This is a genomic window from Paenibacillus sp. 2RAB27 (genome assembly GCF_052115445.1).
In the GTDB taxonomy this organism is placed as follows: Bacteria; Bacillota; Bacilli; order Paenibacillales; family NBRC-103111; genus Paenibacillus_E.
In genome coordinates, this window is sequence record NZ_JBFRGR010000001.1 from 105,443 (window position 1) to 123,851 (window position 18,409).

15 protein-coding genes are annotated in these 18,409 nt (G+C 47.3%); 2 read left to right on the forward strand and 13 right to left on the reverse strand.

Annotated elements, in window-relative coordinates; all coding sequences use genetic code 11:
- Positions 1-173 precede the first annotated feature (173 nt).
- The 13 genes from hfq to AB4114_RS00570 all read right to left on the reverse strand — a co-directional run bounded on the left by hfq (position 174) and on the right by AB4114_RS00570 (position 17,262).
- The gene (gene hfq, locus AB4114_RS00510; protein ID WP_441986644.1) at positions 174-413 is read right to left on the reverse strand and encodes an RNA chaperone Hfq; all 240 of its coding nucleotides are present in this window, start codon (positions 411-413) and stop codon (positions 174-176) included.
- Between the two features lie 191 nt (positions 414-604).
- A complete protein-coding gene (gene miaA, locus AB4114_RS00515) occupies positions 605-1,576 on the reverse strand; it encodes a tRNA (adenosine(37)-N6)-dimethylallyltransferase MiaA (RefSeq protein WP_441987042.1) in 972 nt (323 codons plus the stop codon).
- A complete protein-coding gene (locus AB4114_RS00520) occupies positions 1,567-2,343 on the reverse strand; it encodes a class I SAM-dependent methyltransferase (protein WP_441986645.1) in 777 nt (258 codons plus the stop codon). Before AB4114_RS00520 ends, miaA begins: the two co-directional genes overlap by 10 nt.
- 4 nt (positions 2,344-2,347) lie before the next feature.
- Positions 2,348-4,453 carry a DNA mismatch repair endonuclease MutL gene (gene mutL / locus AB4114_RS00525; protein WP_441986646.1) on the reverse strand — a complete coding sequence of 702 codons (2,106 nt, stop codon included), beginning with the start codon at positions 4,451-4,453 and terminating at the stop codon, positions 2,348-2,350.
- Positions 4,454-4,457: 4 nt separating this feature from the next.
- Positions 4,458-5,897, reverse strand: a complete 1,440-nt coding sequence (locus AB4114_RS00530; RefSeq protein WP_441986647.1) for a S41 family peptidase — start codon at positions 5,895-5,897, stop codon at positions 4,458-4,460.
- A gap of 81 nt (positions 5,898-5,978) precedes the next feature.
- Positions 5,979-8,618 (reverse strand): DNA mismatch repair protein MutS, encoded by a 2,640-nt coding sequence (gene mutS / locus AB4114_RS00535; RefSeq protein ID WP_441986648.1) that lies wholly within the window; start codon positions 8,616-8,618, stop codon positions 5,979-5,981.
- Between the two features lie 238 nt (positions 8,619-8,856).
- The gene (locus tag AB4114_RS00540; protein WP_441986649.1) at positions 8,857-10,326 is read right to left on the reverse strand and encodes a putative amidoligase domain-containing protein; all 1,470 of its coding nucleotides are present in this window, start codon (positions 10,324-10,326) and stop codon (positions 8,857-8,859) included.
- Positions 10,327-10,468: 142 nt separating this feature from the next.
- Positions 10,469-11,038, reverse strand: coding sequence for an outer spore coat protein CotE (gene cotE / locus AB4114_RS00545; RefSeq protein ID WP_171630877.1), 570 nt, complete (start codon positions 11,036-11,038; stop codon positions 10,469-10,471).
- 114 nt (positions 11,039-11,152) lie between these two features.
- Positions 11,153-12,112 (reverse strand): aromatic acid exporter family protein, encoded by a 960-nt coding sequence (locus AB4114_RS00550; protein ID WP_441986650.1) that lies wholly within the window; start codon positions 12,110-12,112, stop codon positions 11,153-11,155.
- A gap of 81 nt (positions 12,113-12,193) precedes the next feature.
- Positions 12,194-13,039 carry an ABC transporter permease gene (locus AB4114_RS00555; RefSeq protein ID WP_441986651.1) on the reverse strand — a complete coding sequence of 282 codons (846 nt, stop codon included), beginning with the start codon at positions 13,037-13,039 and terminating at the stop codon, positions 12,194-12,196.
- Positions 13,032-13,805, reverse strand: coding sequence for an ABC transporter ATP-binding protein (locus tag AB4114_RS00560; RefSeq protein WP_441986652.1), 774 nt, complete (start codon positions 13,803-13,805; stop codon positions 13,032-13,034). Before AB4114_RS00560 ends, AB4114_RS00555 begins: the two co-directional genes overlap by 8 nt.
- A 53-nt stretch (positions 13,806-13,858) precedes the next feature.
- Positions 13,859-14,872, reverse strand: coding sequence for an ABC transporter substrate-binding protein (locus AB4114_RS00565; protein WP_441986653.1), 1,014 nt, complete (start codon positions 14,870-14,872; stop codon positions 13,859-13,861).
- 869 nt (positions 14,873-15,741) lie between these two features.
- Positions 15,742-17,262, reverse strand: a complete 1,521-nt coding sequence (locus AB4114_RS00570) for a carboxypeptidase M32 (protein WP_441986654.1) — start codon at positions 17,260-17,262, stop codon at positions 15,742-15,744.
- A 183-nt stretch (positions 17,263-17,445) separates the two neighbouring features.
- Between AB4114_RS00570 and AB4114_RS00575 the strand changes: the two genes are divergently transcribed.
- Entirely contained in the window at positions 17,446-17,769 is a 324-nt protein-coding gene (locus AB4114_RS00575; protein ID WP_441986655.1) for an iron-sulfur cluster biosynthesis family protein, read from the forward strand.
- Between the two features lie 51 nt (positions 17,770-17,820).
- On the forward strand, positions 17,821-18,399 hold the full coding sequence (locus AB4114_RS00580) for a beta-class carbonic anhydrase (protein ID WP_441986656.1): 579 nt from the start codon (positions 17,821-17,823) through the stop codon (positions 18,397-18,399).
- Positions 18,400-18,409: the final 10 nt, after the last annotated feature.

Here is an 18,409-nt window from a genome sequence, read left to right on the forward strand (position 1 = left end):
CACCAACTCCCTTACGTTTCGTTTCTCTCTAGATCGTCGATTTATCAAGCCCAATGAAAAATCGACCAAATTCCAACAAAAGAACAACCTTTATACAAGGTTGCTCCCAAAAGTTTCTATTCGGTTAGACGTTTCAGTCCATTAAAAAGTTGCAAATTGAAGCGATATACAGATTATTCCGTTGCTTCTGCAGCCGCCATTAACGAAACAGCAYGCTGTGGTGTGAAGGTAGAGATCGCATGCTTGTACACCATTTGTTGACGGCCTTCGCTGTCAATGATGATCGTGAAGTTATCAAATGCACGAATAAGTCCTCTAATTTGAAAGCCATTCGTTAAATAAACGGTTACGGGAATGCTTTCTTTACGCAGCTGATTTAGAAAATTGTCCTGAATATTAATGGATCGGTTCATCAGTATGTCCCCCTTAATGGAATGAAACTTTCGCCCAAACGGCGCTATTTTTTACCACATAGGAAAGTTTGCCTTTGTTAAGCAATAAAGTGCGTAACAAACGTTCCTATTGGCGATAAAAACAACCTCTAAACGCGGTCGCTCATCTTCGAAATGACTTCGATAGAAGTTTTTATCATTGGTGATATTTGTTAATTATATTCTATTTTAAGTACAAACTTTCCTGCTAGTATATCACTAATCATTTCGAAATGGGCAGAAAAATTTGCTGTATCTGTCACATCAACCCAATCAATGTCCTTCATGTGCCTAAACCAAGACAATTGACGCTTCGCAAATCGACGTGTATCCCGCTTGAGCAAGATTACGGCATCTTCGAAGCTGAGCTCATGCTCCAAATAACTGACGATCTCTTTATAACCAAGTGCTTGCATCGAAATGGCTGACTTTGGGGTGCCAGCAGCAAGAAGCGCTTGTACCTCTTCGACCAACCCTTCCTGAATCATCGCATCGATGCGTTCTTCAATCCGCTGATATAGCAGGGCTCGGTCCATCGTGAGTCCAATGATACATAGTTCGTAGGGAGATTCTTTTTTCTGGGAGGCCAAATGAGCGGTCATGGTTTCTCCAGATATATGGAAAATCTCAAGTGCTCGTATGACGCGCCTGCGATCATTCGCGTGCAGACGGTTGGCACTCTCAGGATCAATTTCCCGCAACTTGGCATGTAGAGCTTCTTCCCCATGCGTATTTGCAAATTCTTCCTGCAATAACCTGAATTCCTCATCCATGCTGACATCCGTAAATTGATAATCATAGCATACCGATTCGATATATAATCCTGTGCCACCTACGATAAAAGGTAGCTTGCCGCGCGAGTGGATGTCTTGAATCAATCCTTTTACTCGCTCTTGAAACTCGGCTGCAGAAAACGAATACGACGGATCATGAATATCAATTAGATGATGCGGGACGATTTGCTGCTCCGCCTCGCTCGCTTTGGCGGTTCCAATGTCCATGCCACGATACACCTGCATCGAATCACCAGAAATAATTTCACAATCGAAGCGCTGAGCAATTTCCAAGCTGAGCTTGGTCTTGCCAACAGCGGTTGGACCAAGTAGCACGAGTAATTTCGGCTTGGCTGATGGGGCTAACACAATCGAATCACTCCATACGTTGTTTTCGTTGTTGAACGTAACACATGCTCGAACCCTAGCCGAGCAAACTCAGAACTGTCACGGTTTTCCTTAAGCACAATACTTTTGCGTGCAACGCGTCTTGCTTCAGCGATCGAAGCCAAGCTAACGGCTTCATCGTTCGCACGATGCCGAAGTGGGGATATCGCATGCGATTCCTCAATCGGACTGCGAAACATGGGATCAAAATAGACCACATCCACACTCTGCGTGTCTAACTGCTGCAAATAGGATAGGTGATGCGTGTGCCTAACCTCAATGCGTCTCATTGCAGCATTCAATTCCGGTATTTCCGACTGATACTGCACCAAGCCTTCTTGAATCAGCATGGCTGGGATCTTTTCACTTTCAAGCGCTGTTACATGCCCTACCATACCGACCACATAGGAGAAGACGATGGCATCCGACGCAAGCCCCGCTGTACAATCCACGACACGGTCGCCGGAAACGGCTCCTGATGCCTCTATGAGTAAATCAGGCTCCCCCCTCTGCATCCGTTTGACACGAACGAGAGACATACTTGGATGGAAAAAAGTTGCTGGGTGGTCTTCTTCATAGTACCTGATCTCTTCCCTTGTCACAAGCAGAACAGAACTATCCTTATAATTTCTCCTAAGATGTTCCAAAGAATACTTCTTCCGGGGCACATTTCGGCCCCCGTATAATTCGGATAAGCGTGCGGCTTCCGCCAGCAATCCAGCAGACGGGTTATACGAAGTTGTTACTAGCACAGGGTTACATCACTCGCTTAAACATTTTTTCTAACTCATAAGTTGTAAAACTTACTACAATCGGTCGTCCGTGTGGACACGTATATGGATTTCGACAGCCTGCGAGACGATCAATTAAAGTCTCCATCTCCAATATACCAAGGCTTTGATTCGCTTTGATCGATGCCTTACACGAGCACATTATCGCTGCTTTCTCTCGCAGTTTGGCGATATCCAAAGCTTTACGATCCGAAATAATGAGCTCACACATCTCTTCGACGATAGCCTTCTCTTCCCCTGAAGGGAACCAATGAGGATGCGCACGTACGAGGAACGTGTTGCCGCCAAAGGCTTCCATATACACGCCAACTTGTTCAAACAAGGCTAGCTTATCCGCAATAACCCCCGCTTCAGAAGGAGTAAATTCCAATGTAATCGGAACGAGCAATTCTTGGCTCGCCTCAGCAGGATTGCCAAAATGCTCATAAAAATATTCATAGTTAATACGTTCATGTGCTGCATGTTGATCGATTAAATACAACCCTGTCTCATTCTGCGCAATCAAATAGGTGCCATGCATTTGTCCGATCGGATCCAAACGAGGAAACGTTGGGAGCCTAGGTGCATCACTGTCCTCATTCGAAGGCATCAAATCCATAAATGCCTCATTCGTGCGACGTTGTTGTTGAATAGAAGTGCTTCGAAATGATGCATCGCGCACAGGCGTGTAGCTCTGACTAACCGTTGGCGTACTTTTGGTTGCAAATCCACGATCTGAAGGTGAAATGGCACTCGAAAAGGATACCTCAGGCTGCTGCTTTTGCAAAGGTTGTGTTGAAGGAAAGGGCGCTTCCTTCCGATAGTCAGGAGCAGCTTCTTTGATCTGAGGCGGCAACCACTGCGTGTCATCCTTCCTCTGATTAGAACTTGATTCCTTCAAGCCATCCAATTCATGAAAAGTCTGCAACCCCTTCGAATCTTTGGAAACCTCAGCATCCTTGTGATCCTTATAGAACTCCGCATCCAGCTCCATCGATGGACTACGGGTTTCCTTTAGCGGCTCCACGGTACGTGTGAGCTCTAATTGTTCCTGTACGTAAGCGCCTTTCGGGGCCGATGCCTTAACTCCCGTAGGTATCAGCACTTGTCTACCGAATAGCCGTTTCACCTCGGCTTCGATCAATGCCGTTAACTCCGCTTCCTTACTGAAGCGGACCTCCAACTTGGATGGATGCACGTTGACATCCACAAGCGCAGGGTCCATCCCGATGTGCAGCGCGGCAACGGGAAAGCGATTGATCGGCAGCAGGGTGTGATACCCTTGCAGCAGGGCATGATTCAGCGCGAAGTTGCGCACATATCGACCATTAACGATGGTCGATATGCCACCGCGATTCGCGCGCGTCATTTCGGGCTTGGCGACGAAGCCCGAGATGGTATAATCCAAGCTTTCCACTTGGATTGGAAGCATTTGCTTGGCAATCGCTGTGCCATAGATGCCGGCAATGACTTGGAGCAGATCCCCGTTGCCTAACGTTTGGAGCAAAACATTGCCATTATGCTTCAAGGTGAAAGCAATACCAGGATGAGCGAGCGAAAGACGATATAAATAATCAGAAATATGCCCAAGCTCCGTCTGGATCGTTTTCATATATTTCAATCTAGCTGGCGTGTTATAAAACAAATCACGTACTGTCACTTCTGTACCACGCGATGCGGCTGTTTCTTCCACAGCACGAATCGTGCCGCCCTCGATGGTGATTTTACGGCCCAACCCATCATTCGTCGCACTAGTAACACACTCTAGCCTGGAGACAGAAGCAATACTTGGCAGGGCTTCACCACGAAAGCCCAGCGTGCGGATCGAGAACAGATCCTTGCTCGTTGCAATTTTACTCGTAGCATGCCGTTGGAAAGCTAATTCACAATCCTCAAGAGCCATGCCCGAGCCGTTATCGGATACCCGAATTAAGGTTAAGCCACCTTCTTCAATCGTGACGTCAACACGGGTACTCCCCGCATCAACCGAGTTCTCAACCAGCTCTTTCACGACCGATGAAGGTCGCTCCACCACTTCACCTGCTGCAATTTGGTTCGCAATATGCTCGCTTAAGAGCTGAATTTTCCCCATCGTCTTAATTCCCCTTTGTAGCCTGAATTGAAACGTTCTCCCCTTGATGAGTGACCTTCAACTGTGGAAAATAATCATCAAATACATCAACATTCACGTAGCTCATACCGTTGACAATCATCAACTTATCGGAATCAATCGCAAACGCATGTGTTCCCTTGCTATCCGTGATATCCACGGTGCGATTCGGATCATTCCATGTAATTTTGGCCCCGATAAGAGCAGCTAGCCCACGTGCCGAAGCATAGAACTTACCTTTCTCACTAAAGCTGCCGAAGCCATAGCCAACGTCAACACCGTTAAACGTAACATTATGTTTGGTAAACGACACTTGGATATCCGAAATACCTGTTTCATGAAGTGCTGTAATTAGCTGTGCCGATACACCATCAACCTTCAAGTCCGGAGTAATGCCTACTTTGTTCACTTTTCGCATTTTGGGTGTTAAGTATTCTTCAACTGTGACCTTCAATACACTTTGATCGGGAAGCTCGAAAAGCTGCTGAACGCTTCCTTTACCAAATGTTTGCATACCAATCACTTTCCCAACTCCGTAGTCCTGTAAAGCACCCGAAAGCACCTCTGAAGCACTTGCACTATTCTCATTTGCTAAAATATAAACAGGAATCCCCAGCGGACTTCCATCTTGAAAAGTCACTGGATCATCCACACCATCACGGTTCTGGGTATGAATGAGGACGCCTTCTTTTACAAAATGCTTAGCAATATTACGTGCCGTTTCTAGATATCCGCCGGGATTATCACGAACATCTAGGATCAATGACTTCAGTCCTTTGGCTTGCAGCGCATTTAGTTGTTTATCAAATTCTTCATCCGCTTCATCTGAAAAGTCCGTGATTTGTACGTAACCAACGCCATTTGTAAAGCTTTTGCTATACACTTCGGGCGAATTTACAGCTTGGCGAGTAAGTTCGAACGTTATTTCTTTATCCCCGCGCAACACGGTAACCTTTACTTTGGTCCCCGCGACTCCAATGATTTTACTCCGAACAGCATCAATTGAAGTCGTCGAAGCGGCAACACCATCTACAGCTCGGATATAATCATCAGGCTGCAGCCCAGCAGCTTCTGCTGGGGAACCTGGGATTGTTCTCGACACATATACACCCTGGTCATCAAGACCAATAACACAGCCAATGCCTTCAAAGCTATTTTCAAGGCTATTCGAGAATTGACCGTAATCCTGAGGTGTGAAAAGTACCGTATACGGATCCTTCAAACCAGCAATCATCTGTTCAATGCTCTGATTTGCCAAAGACTCTAGGGAAACGCCGCTCACATGGTTTTCGACAAGTGTCTTTCGTACGAGAACGGTCTGTAGATCCTCATCTGCCATGGCACTTGCAGGCATAACGACGGCTAGAGCCGATGCGAGTGCCAGAGTTGCTTTAACTGCTTTCTTATTCAATGGTGAGAAACTCATATGCATATCTCCGTTCCAGTAGTGATATAAAGTCAAGTAATGAAGTGTGCGATTAAAAATAACTGAAACTGGCGACTTGGTTTACTGTAGTTTTTGCTTCCACTCATAGACTAAATTGAGCGCCTGTAGTGGCGTCATATTGATGAGATCAATGCCCTTCAACTGGTCAAGCACCAGTTGGGATTTGCCGTCAGGCTTCTTCTTGACGGCAACCTCAGCCGGGCTGTCCTCCTCGAAGAGGGACAGCTGCCGGATCGGCGTTGCCACGGGTGGTGCTATTGTGGCAACCGCAACGGTCGCTGCGGCTTGCGGTACGGCTGACGCTGCCGCGCGTTCTTCGAAGCCATTCAGCAGGGCATACGAACGCTGAATGATCGTATCTGGCAGCCCGGCGATTTCGGCACAGTAGATGCCGTAACTCGTGCTAGCTGCCCCAGGGATGAGCTTGCGCAGGAAGGTCACCTGCCTGCCGCTTTCTTTCACCGCCATGCAGTGATTGCGCAGATGCTCAAGGCTCTCTTCCAGATGTGCGAGCTCATGGAAATGCGTCGACACGAGCGTCTTGCAGCCGATCCGATCGTGAAGGAATTCAATGACGGCCTGAGCGATCGCCATACCTTCTCCAGTCGAGGTCCCGCGGCCCAGCTCATCAATGATGACAAGGCTTCTGCTCGTCGCCTTCTCTGTCATGACTTGGATGTCCATCATCTCGACCATGAACGTACTCTGACCGCCGATCAGATCATCGGCAGCTCCGATCCGCGTGAAGATCCGGTCCGTGACCGGAATGCGCGCGGAGCTCGCAGGCACGAAGCAGCCGATCTGCGCCATGAGGCAGATCACGGCTACTTGCCGCATATACGTACTCTTACCGGCCATATTCGGCCCGGTAATAAGCAGGATGCGGCCCTGCTCTTGCAGCAGGCTCGTCCCGTTCGCGATGAACGAGCCGTCCTGGATGACAGCCTCCACCACCGGGTGGCGGCCGTCTTCAATCGCAAGATCGAAGCCTTCGCCGATCTCCGGCTTGCGGAAGTGATGCGCAGCGCTGACCGCCGCCAGCGATTGGTACACATCGGCGGTGGCAATAACCTCCGCCAGCTTCTGCAATCTGGAGATATGCTTCGAAATCCGGTCGCGAAGCTCCGTGAACAGCTCATACTCCAGATCAATCATTTTATCCTGCGCTTCCAGAATGAGCGCTTCTTTCTCTTTGAGCTCTGGCGTCACATAACGCTCGGCATTCGCAAGCGTCTGTTTACGCTCGTAACGCCCTTCCTGCAGGGCGGACATGTTGGCTTTCGTTACTTCGATAAAGTAACCGAACACTTTGTTGTAGCCGATTTTGAGCGACTTAATGCCCGTTGCTTCGCGTTCTTGACGCTCCAGCTCGGCAATCCATTGCTTCCCGTTCTTGCTAGCTTCACGAAGCGTATCMAAGTAAGGCTGATAGCCTTCGCGAATCATTCCCCCGTCACGAATCGATACGGGCGGTTCGTCCTCAATCGCATTAGCAATCCATGACATGACGTCATCACAGACGTCCATATTCTCAACGAGCTTCCGCAGCGTTTCGGATCCCGATGTCGCACATAACTGCTGCAGCATCGGAACTTGCTGCAAGGAATGCTTCAACGCAATCATATCGCGGGCATTGGCATTGCCATAAGAGATTCGAGCGACCAAACGCTCCAAATCATAAACTTCCTTCAGGGCTTGCTTCACATCTTCTCGCACAATCAATTGATTGTAGAGCAGATCGACAGCTTCTAATCGTTCCTCAATCCGAGCCACGTTCATAAGTGGCTTCTCGATCCAACGGCGCAGCATTCGCGCGCCCATGGCCGTTACCGTCTTGTCCAACAGCCACAATAACGACCCTTTTTTGGCACGTTCACGAACCGTTTCAACGAGCTCTAAATTTCGACGTGTGAACGGATCCATCGTCATAAATTGATCCGGTTCATAGATGCGAATGTGCTTTACGTGCGTTAGTGCTCTTTTTTGTGTTTCTTTCAAATAAGCAAGCAACGAAGCGACACCTTGTCGACCGATGCTAGATAAGTTCGATAACGCGGCATCTTCTGCAAAATGCTCATCAAGCAGCGTTTCATCCGCTCTTGTCCACTCTGTCAGTACCATATTGCGGCCCCACGCAGCACCAGACTCGCGAATCGTTGTTAGCAACGCTTGACTGGTCACTATTTCAGATGGATTATAGACATTTAACTCATCAACAACGAGCTCCCAGGAATTAGCCAGCTGAGTTGTGTAAAGCTCCCCTGTTGAAATATCACAGGCTGTAAATGCATATCCATCTGCTTGGTTGACCAAAGATACGATATAGTTGTTGACGGATTCTCCAAGGAGTTTGCTATCCATCACGGTACCTGGCGTAACGATCCGTACGATTTCTCGGCGTACAACGCCTTTGGCCTCAGCAGGGTCTTCCACCTGTTCACAGATGGCAACTTTGTAGCCTTTCTCAATTAAACGAGACATGTAGTTGTCCGCTGCATGATGAGGGACGCCGCACATCGGAATTTTCTCTTCGCCGCCGCCTTCACGGCCTGTTAACGTAATCTCTAATTCGCGTGACGCATTAATGGCATCTTCAAAAAACATCTCATAAAAATCGCCCAGACGAAAAAATAAAAAAGCATCTGGAACCTGTGCCTTCACGGCTAAGTACTGCTGAATCATCGGCGTATATGTAGCCAACTTGTGTTCCTCCAACCTATTCCTTAATTAAAGGTGAACTCTTTGAAACTATCATTCTTATTTTCATCCATACACAGATTCATAGAAGCTATTCTGCTTGCATGTTGCCCAATTGCGGCCAGCAAGCAGAACAACGAAATGCGTGTACAGCTTTCACATCCCACTCATTTTCCAACCAATTTCCAACTACAAATAATCTCTTAACTATCACTAACTCTATGATGAGATAGATAATCTATTATAACATGATTCCTTCATCAAATGCTTCTTTCAGCACCCCGGGTGCAATTTTCCAAGCGGTCCGAATGTCCGTCTTTTCGTTCCACGATGTCAAGGAAGTCATTTGTGTACGAAGACCTTCCAACAATCCAGTATGGACCTCATATCCCTTAAGCTGCTCTAACTCCTTCCATAGCTTCGCTGCTTCATCCTGTAGCCTCCGCTTATCACCGCTGTAATAGGCAGCTTGGATATCTGGTTCTTGCAGTGGCATCCGCGTTAAACGCCAGTAGTTATTCACGATCAGCGCAGCCAATGCGAATACACCGCGCGTGATGATGGGAGAGGCCAGCCAACTTGGCAACGTACGGTACTCGAATCCCCCATGCGACTTCTTCCGGAAATCGCCTAGATAGCCATAGCGTGGGCGTCGACCACGCGTCGATTCGTCCTCGATCAAGATCAGCGGCAGCGCGAGATAGTTATCCAGCGCACGCAGCAGATGAACATTCATCCAGCAGCGGCTAAAATGCAGGTGACCGCCCAGCGGGTAGCCGCGCACGGGCATGCCGCCCGAGCACCAGGCGAGGCTATGGTCTGTGATCTTCCGTGCGGCAAGCCCCATGGTTACGCGCACGTTCTTTGCGAGCTGCAGCGGGTCCACGCTAGGCTGCGGGCGTAGCTCAGCTAGCGGCAGAATCACGCGATGCCCGCTTAGTACGATGGCGTCGCTGCCTACAGCGCCATCACGGGTTAGGAAGCGGTCGGCGAAGACGACCTTGCCCTGCGGATTGACGAGCAGGAACTCTGGATCGCAGCCGAGCATCGCTCGCTCTTTGCGTTCCAGCTCTTTCGCAAGTGATTGATCGTATTGATCGATCGCTTGCGCGAAGAGCTGCACCAATCTCCCATTCAGCTTCGGAACGGGATCGACGTCCAGCACGAGCGTATGCCCCGCGGGTGTGATACCGATGGTGACGAGGCCATAGTCTAAGCCAAGGGCATAGATGGCTTTGACGGATTCACGGCTCGCCCTCCGGGAGTGGAAGTTAATTTGACTAGGGCCTACTTCTATGTACGCAGCATTCACATTGACTTGCCTTTGCTGCTGTAAGGACTTCTCCGAAAGCAGAACCGTCTCCTTTTTCTCATAGATAAGAAGTGTTTGGAGATGAAACACCGCTACTTTATATTTATGGGTAAAAAGCACAGGCTCCAGTTTCCCTCGTACTGAGGCAGCCTGTGAGGCGACCGTTTTCATACCGTGAAGTTGTAACAGAGCATCCCGCTTCCTTCGATTCTGAGCGCGCATGATCGCTTTAATGGGCTGCAGAGCAAGCTTCTGGGGATATTCATCATGTGCAGCTCCCCAATGAATGATAAGCTGACCTTGCCAATCCACCGGAAGATTGGTTCCACTCGGAATACGGATTCGTTCAGCCAGTTCCCGTGCATCTTTCTCCTGTGCGTGCAGAAAGAAGGTTTCCATTCTTACACCTCCCGTTCACCTATTCCCACTGTTAATAGCACTTATATATGCGAATGCCCAATTGTGCGAATACAACAAAAAAGAGGGCAAATGCCCTCTGCCGAACCTCTTTAGCCCGCATATAATGGCGTATAAAGATCCCCTAATCCAGTTCATCCTCGAGCAGCTCGGCGTCCAGATCCTCAAAATCACCATCGCCACTGTCATCGAAATCCACGTGCTTGTCGTCGAAGTCATTGCAGCCGTTGGTGCAAACGACTACACAGACTTTCGTTTCGGCAATGAGCTCAACTTGAAACTCGCGTTCCACCCGAATGATGACGCTGTCGCCGCTTGAAGAGATGCTGGCCTCTACGCAGTTCGGCTCTTGCGTCGCGACAGCTGATACTTCGGCAGTCGTCGACTTATGTTTTTTGTCTAAGTAGCTTAGTCCAACGATTTCTACATACGATACGGTTTCTTTTGCTACGTCTGTTTTGGTGTTACGATCGTAAGAATACCAGATGTTGATATCGTAAGTACCAACTACCTCTACGCCCTCTCCAGATGAATGGACAGCCTCGAATTGGTTATTAATAATCCAAGCGCCCAAAATACTGGTTGGAGAATAAGGCGGAGTCACGGTATGACTTACATGAGAAAATTTGCGACCTTTACCGCAGACAGCCTTTGTAATGATCTCTCTGCATTGCAAATCTTTATCTAATGACATCCTTTCAACCTCCTCCATACAATCATTCATTACAAGTGTATGCAGGACAGTAGTCTAGAGTGACAATTATTTTATATTATTTTTGAGATTCGAAAATACTGATATCTGTCAGAGTCAACCCGCTTCAGGACGGTGTTTTTTTTGCTTTTTGGCAATATCTAAGTAGTGCATTAACTCTCTGTTAAGCTGTAAAATCGCTGATCTCACTTCGAATTCTTCCCGACTCTCGGGCAATGGCATTCCCTTGTAACGAGCGTTCAGCTCTTGTAATTCTTTCTCTGCTTCTCCTGTATAATAGTCTTCCTTCACAGATTGGCTAATATCTTCGAAGATCGCAGCGACTAACTCTCCTTGCGGTAATGTCTGATACACGCCGGCAACAAGATCAATCATCCGGTGTATGGATTCCAACTGTTCACCTCTCATGTAGAAATACACGCGCCAGTACGGATCCCAGCCAAACAACAACGTATTTTCCATCGACCGTTTCGCCAAGCTCGCCCCGCGTTCAATTTCCTCACTAACTTCGAGAAGCTCTTTTCCATCCCAAATCACCGTATTATCCCGAAGATGCTTTGCAATGTTGACAAAAATGTCGGAAAACAATCCCTCGATTTGTTGTTTATGTGCGATAAGTGTGGAATCAGCCTTCGGCATATAAGCAATATTGATCACCGTAGCTGAACCCAGACCAATGACCAGCAAGATTAGCTCATTAAGTACAGACGGCCAGTTCGCCGATTCATAAGCAAAAAGATGCAGCATCACAACCGCACCTGTTACAGCACCCTCGGTAATCCGCAGCCGAACTAGCACTGGAAACACGATCAGAATAAATATACAAACGACCCAAATATGGAACCCAAGCAAGTTAAATAAGACCGAACCGATGAGTAGTGCCAGAATGGATGCCGCGATACGATGCAAGGCACTTTGGATGCCTTTCTTCTTCGTCACTTCAATGCCCAGAATGGCAAGAAGTCCCGCTGCTCCAGGCGTATGAACCCCTAATATATACGCCAGATACATAGCGATTATGACCGCAACAGCTGTTTTGAGCACACGAAAGCCCATAGTATTTTCCCCTCTTTACAGGTTTTTCTATGGGCTTATTATTTCATTTTGCATAGGTGGTGGCAAGCCTTTCTCTATCGATTACCGATGCTTCGTTAATTTCTTCTCTAGTTTGGCTACAAGCTGATACATCACCGTTGCGACGATTGCGATTACGAACAGGGTAGATATCACTAAGGTGAAATTAAAGACTTGAAAGCCATATATGATTAAGTATCCCAGCCCCTTCTGGGACACTAGAAATTCGCCAACGATGACACCGATCCAGGCCAAGCCCACATTAACTTTCAGCGTAGAAACGATAGCAGGAAACGATGATGGCAGAATCGCTTTGAGAAATACTTTTCGCTGATTGCCTCCAAATAACTTAACGACCTTGATGTAGTTATGATCTACTTCCTTGAAGCTGCCATAAACAACAAGGGTCGTAATAATGACCGTGATCGACAGTGTTGTTGCAATAATAGACAGTAAGCCAGGCCCGAAACCGACAATAAATAAAGGTCCCAGTGCAACCTTAGGCATACTATTCAGCACGACAATGTAAGGATCCAGTACACGCGACAGAAATGGCGACCACCAAATCACAACCGCTAATGCTGTTCCCATAATCGTCCCCAAGAAAAATCCAATAATCGTCTCCTCTACTGTGACCGCTACATGTGGAAGCAGCGTACCGTCGAGAAGTTTCTCCCAGAGTAGTGCGAATACCTTGGTCGGATAGCTAAAAAGCAGGACATCAATCCATTTCAAGCGTGAGGCTAGCTCCCATAGGGATAAAAATAGAAGCAAAATAGCCGCTTGAAAAAGTCGGACCCACTTCGTCTCTCTCTTCCTCGCCTTCAGAAAACGCTGATGTACGTCCAGCTTTAATTTCTCATTGTGTTGATTGGTTTGGATGGACTGGTGGTCATCGTGATTATCCATGCTGCACACCCCCAAACTCCTGCCAAATTTGCCGAAATAGTGTGTGAAATTCAGGCAATTCTCTCGCTTCAAAAGGTATAGCTGCCCTTACCGCCTCTGGCATTAGGAAGGACCTGCGAATTCGCCCAGGATTCGGAGCCAGTACGATAATGCGATCACTCATCGCAATCGCTTCTGAAATATCATGTGTGACCAGAATAGCTGTTTTCTTCTTGGCGCGCAGCGTCTCTACAACCAAATCTTCCAACTGAAGCTTCGTTTGATAATCCAGCGCCGAGAAAGGCTCATCTAATAGAAGCAGCTCAGGTTCTGTTGCCAGCGTTCGAACAAGTGCGACGCGCTGTCGCATACCACCAGACAACTGTGCGGGATAATAATCTTTGAATGCCAGCAGACCCATTTCCTCCAATAAGTGAAGCGCCCCCTGCTTCTTCTCTTTCGTCAAAGTGCCTGCGATTTCCAATCCCATACAAGCATTAGCTTCAATCGTCCGCCAAGGAAATAAGTAGTCCTGCTGCAGCATGTAACCCACTTTGGGCGATGGTCCCTGAACGTGATGCCCTGCCACGATAATCCGACCTGATGTCGGTGGAAGGAGTCCCGCAATGATGGATAAGAGGGTTGTTTTACCACAACCACTAGGTCCAATCAGGCTGACGAACTCGCCACTGGCTATGTCAAACGATATTCCTTGCAGGGCAAGCGTTGCCCGCTCCTCAGTTACATAAACCTGTGTGACATCTCCGACCTGCACAGCTGTGTCCATGGCACCTAACCTCCTCTTATCTTCATCCTGCGGTGACTAGTTCGTTCATGTGTTTATTTCTTAACGGTTGATTTTGCTTTTTCTGCAAAAGAGTTATTCACGAGTTTACTCCATGCCACTCTTTCTTTCAGTTCTCCAGCTGATGTCATCACGTCAAGCAAGTTATTCCATTCTTTCTCATCCACTATGCCGTCCGTTGCGAAGGAGCCTTGATCTTTGTACCGTTTCACAACATTTTTCACAATCGCGACATCGATATCTTTAAAATAAGGCAGTACTGCTTCTGTAATTTCGTCTACGCTTTTCGCGGCAACCCATAGCTGCGCCCGTTGAATCGCATTCGTGAACTTCTGAATGGTCCCTGGGTTGGCTTTGATGAAGCTTTGCTTCGACATAAACACGGTATAAGGCAGCTGGCCGCTCTCTACACCGAATGATGCAAGTACGTAGCCCTTGCCCTCTTTCTCAATGATCGAGGCTTGCGGCTCGAAAAGCTGCACGTATTCACCTGTTCCCGAAGCATAGGCCGATACGATATTGGCAAAATCAATGTTTTGAATCAACTGCAAATCCTTTTGCGGGTCGATATTGTGCTTCTTCAGCGTGAACTCGCCAGCCATTTGCGGCATGCCGCCTTTACGTTGCCCAAGGAACACTTTCCCTTTGAGTGCATTCCAATCCAGCTTATCGACTTTTGTTCGAGCAACTAGGAAAGTGCCGTCCGTTTGAGTCAATTGTGCAAAATTAATGACGGGATCATCCGAGCCTTGTTGTGATACATAAATCGATGTTTCTGATCCAACAAGCGCAACATCGATGGCATTCGAGAGCAGCGCAGTCATCGTTTTGTCTCCACCGGGTGTTGTTGTCAGTTCCACATCGAGCCCTTCATCTTTGAAAAACCCCTGCGATAACGCGACATACTGCGGTGCATAGAACAAGGAACGCGTCACCTCACCAATGCGCACCTTCGTTGTTTCTTCCGTCTTGGTTCCACACGCTGAAGCGATTAAGCTTAAGAGCAGAACGACGGATAATGTGAATCCCCATCTTTTCCGATTATTCATAGGACGTCCCCCCGAATTGAATTGTAATGTATCCTATGCAGGAGCCCAGACGTCGGTTAATGGTTCTTCTAGAAAAGCTAATGGAGTTGATAAGATTTGGGATTAATGACGAAGATGCAGCAGTGTTTGTGCGTGTGCACGAAGACATGTCGAGGGATTGAATGAGATGTTTAAGCGTCTCTCAATCCTAACGCGAGGCGAATCGTCGAAGTCGTGACTTCTCCGGTGGCAAAAGTGCAAATGAGCAACCTTTTGATGCTTTTCGAGGAGCAGATGCGAAATAAGTGCGAAAGTGCAACTATTTTTCATGATTTCTCCCTAAAAGGGTAGGAATCACAAAAATAAGTGCCTATTTGCATCAATTTTGCTCAAACGTTCTAATGGAGCAAATCAAAGATGCCTATTTGCAACTTTGATGCGGAGGGGATGCTTGGTGGCGGTTGGAAACGTTAATTGTGAGCGGGCAGTTGATCGATGGAGTAACTGATGATGGTCGGAAGGAAAGTTAATCGTGAGCGGGCAGTTGATCGAGGGAGTAACTGTTGATAGTCGGAAGGAAAGTTAATCGAGGGAGTAACTGTTGATAGTCGGAAGGAAAGTTAATCGAGGGAGTAACTGATGATGGCGGGATAGTTGATGGGACAGTTGAGGGTAAGATAGTTGGTGAATTAGGTGTGAGACAAATAAGTGTCATGGCGAGGAGGAGCAATTTAGTTGCGAGTCAACTGAATTTCATCAGTGTTATGGTAATTTGGGAGATGGAAGACAAGTAGCGACACGAAAAAACAGCTTCCCCCGACGAAAAAATCGTCAGGAAAAGCTGTTTTATCTCACACTCTTATGGATTAGAACATTGAGCTCTGTAATTACTAAATGCCGTAGACTTCCGAATATTTCTCTTCCAGATACGCGACCAAGTACTCCGGATTCAATGGCTCGCCCGTTACTTGTTGAATGATTTCGTTCGGTGTCAACAGCTTGCCGTGCTGGTACACCTTCTCTGTTAACCAGGCTTTGATCGGTGCTAGGTTGCCTTCAGCAATTAAGCTATCAAAGTTAGGCAATTCTTTGCGAAGTGTGTTCGTGAATTGCGCCGCGTACATATTCCCTAGTGCATACGATGGGAAATAGCCGAACGCACCGCCAGACCAGTGTACATCCTGTAGGACACCTTCGCCATCGTTCGGAGGCGTAACACCCAAATACTCCTCGTATTTGGCATTCCACGCAGCAGGTAAATCCGCTACAGCGATCGTACCGCTGAATAACCCCTTTTCGAGTTCATAGCGAATCATAATATGTAAGTTGTACGTAAGCTCATCCGCTTCAATTCGGATCAAGGAAGGCTCGATATGGTTAATCGCACGATAGAAATCGTCTACGCCAACTTCATCAATTTGTCCGCTAAAAGTCGTCTGAAGTTCACCGTAATAGCGATCCCAGAACTGTTTGCTGCGGCCAATGACGTTCTCCCAGAAGCGGGACTGCGACTCGTGTATCCCCATCGATGTGCCTGAGCAGAGATTCGTTCCGACGAGGTCAGTAGAAATATTTTGCTCATACAGCGCGTGTCCGCCTTCATGAATCGTTCCGAATAAAGCTGATGTGATGTCATTAGGCAAGTAACGTGTCGTAATCCGCACATCGCCTGGGTTCAACGCTGTCGCAAATGGGTGTACCGTCTCGTCCAGACGGCCAGCGTCGAAGTCATATTGCATCTGTTTCAAAATGGCGAGCGAGAATTGCTTCTGCTTCCCAATATCAAATTGTTGATCTAAGAAGGAACGATTCGGCTGATTCGCCGATCCACTAATCCGCGCAAGAAGCGGTACTGCTTTTTCTCGCAGGGTACCGAATACTTCATCCAGCTTCTCAACGGTCATCCCTGGCTCGTACATATCCAGCAAGGTGTTATATTTATGCCCTTCATAGCCCCACAGCTCAATAAACTCCTGTGTAGCCGCCACGATTTTCTCCAAATATGGCTGAAAAGACGCCCAATCCGAATTATGCTTCGCGCCTTCCCATGCGGATTCCGCTTGTGAGGTTAACACGACATAAGCTTGATATTTGTCAGCTGGAATCTTTTTGCTGCGATCGTATTCTTTTTTGCACTCCTGCACCATTTTGCGGGAAATCGGATCTAACTGCTCCAGCTCAGCCGGCTGCATGAAGAAGTTCACATAGTCGCCCATCTCTTCCGATGTAGACATGCGAAATACCTCGGTGGAGAGCTCACCGACAACCTCAGAACGCGTTTCAATCCCTTTTTTCGGAGCACCTGTCCGCATGTCCCAATAGATCAAAGAGATCGCCTCTTCGTACTGCTTCATTTTACGAACATAAGCTTTGAACGATGCCAACTTGGCATTTACAACACTAACACTCATGTGCTCATCTCCTTAAAGTTTTCGATAGAAAACTAACATCGGGAGCTATCGCTCCCAAATGTTTCATAAATATCATACTTCCAACGAGGGTTAGAATCAAATTCCAATCTGAATGTGGTAGAATAAGGACTAGCCTTCATGTAACAGGCTGTTTGTTGTGCAACTAAGTGAGGAGATGACCTTATGAATATTAGATTTACCGATACAGCTAGACAACGATTAACGCCTTGGATGGAGCAAAATAACACCTTACTAAAGCTTGTTTTTGATACCGAAGGCTGTGGCTGCTCCGTGAATGGTGTACCTACTTTGTGGTTGGTTTCTGTGGCAAATGCTGATGATATTTCCGCTGTAACCGATACGTTTCCTTTGATATATAAAGCGAAGGATGAGATCTTTTTCGAGGACAACATGAAAATCGACTTCCATGAAGGCAATAAATCCTATATACTGAAGAGTAATAATCAGATTTACAATGCGGGTATGAGCTTAGTCGATAAACGATAAAGCTGCACAAACATAGACATGCAGCACATCAACTTACCTGGAGGGAATACCATGTCTTTAGTCAATGAGATTTTAAGCTACAACAAGGATTTCGTAGAAACCAAGCAATATCAAGAGTTCCTGACCACGAAATTTCCAGACAAACGTATGGTTGTCATCACTTGTATGGATACGCGGCTTGTCGAATTACTTCCTAAGGCGATGAATCTTCATAATGGAGATGCCAAAATTATTAAAAATGCTGGCGCCATCGTCTCTCACCCCTTCGGCAGTCTTATGCGCAGTATTATTGTCGCTGTCTATCAACTGGAGGCTGATGAAGTATTCGTCATCGGGCATTATGATTGCGGTATGACAGGACTCAATTCGGAAGCCGTTATTGCCAATGCGAAGGCCAGAGGCATCTCCGACGATGTCTTTGAAACACTGGGACATGCTGGTATTGACTTGAAGCGATGGCTGACCGGCTTCAATCATGTTCGAGAGGGCATTGAGAAAAGCGTTAATATTATTCGAAATCATCCATTACTTCCCAAAAACTTACCCGTGCACGGGATGATCATCGACCCAGAAACAGGTCGCTTAGATCTCGTTGATGCGGCATATCCGCCTGCACCAGAGTTGTTGTAGCCTACCAAAA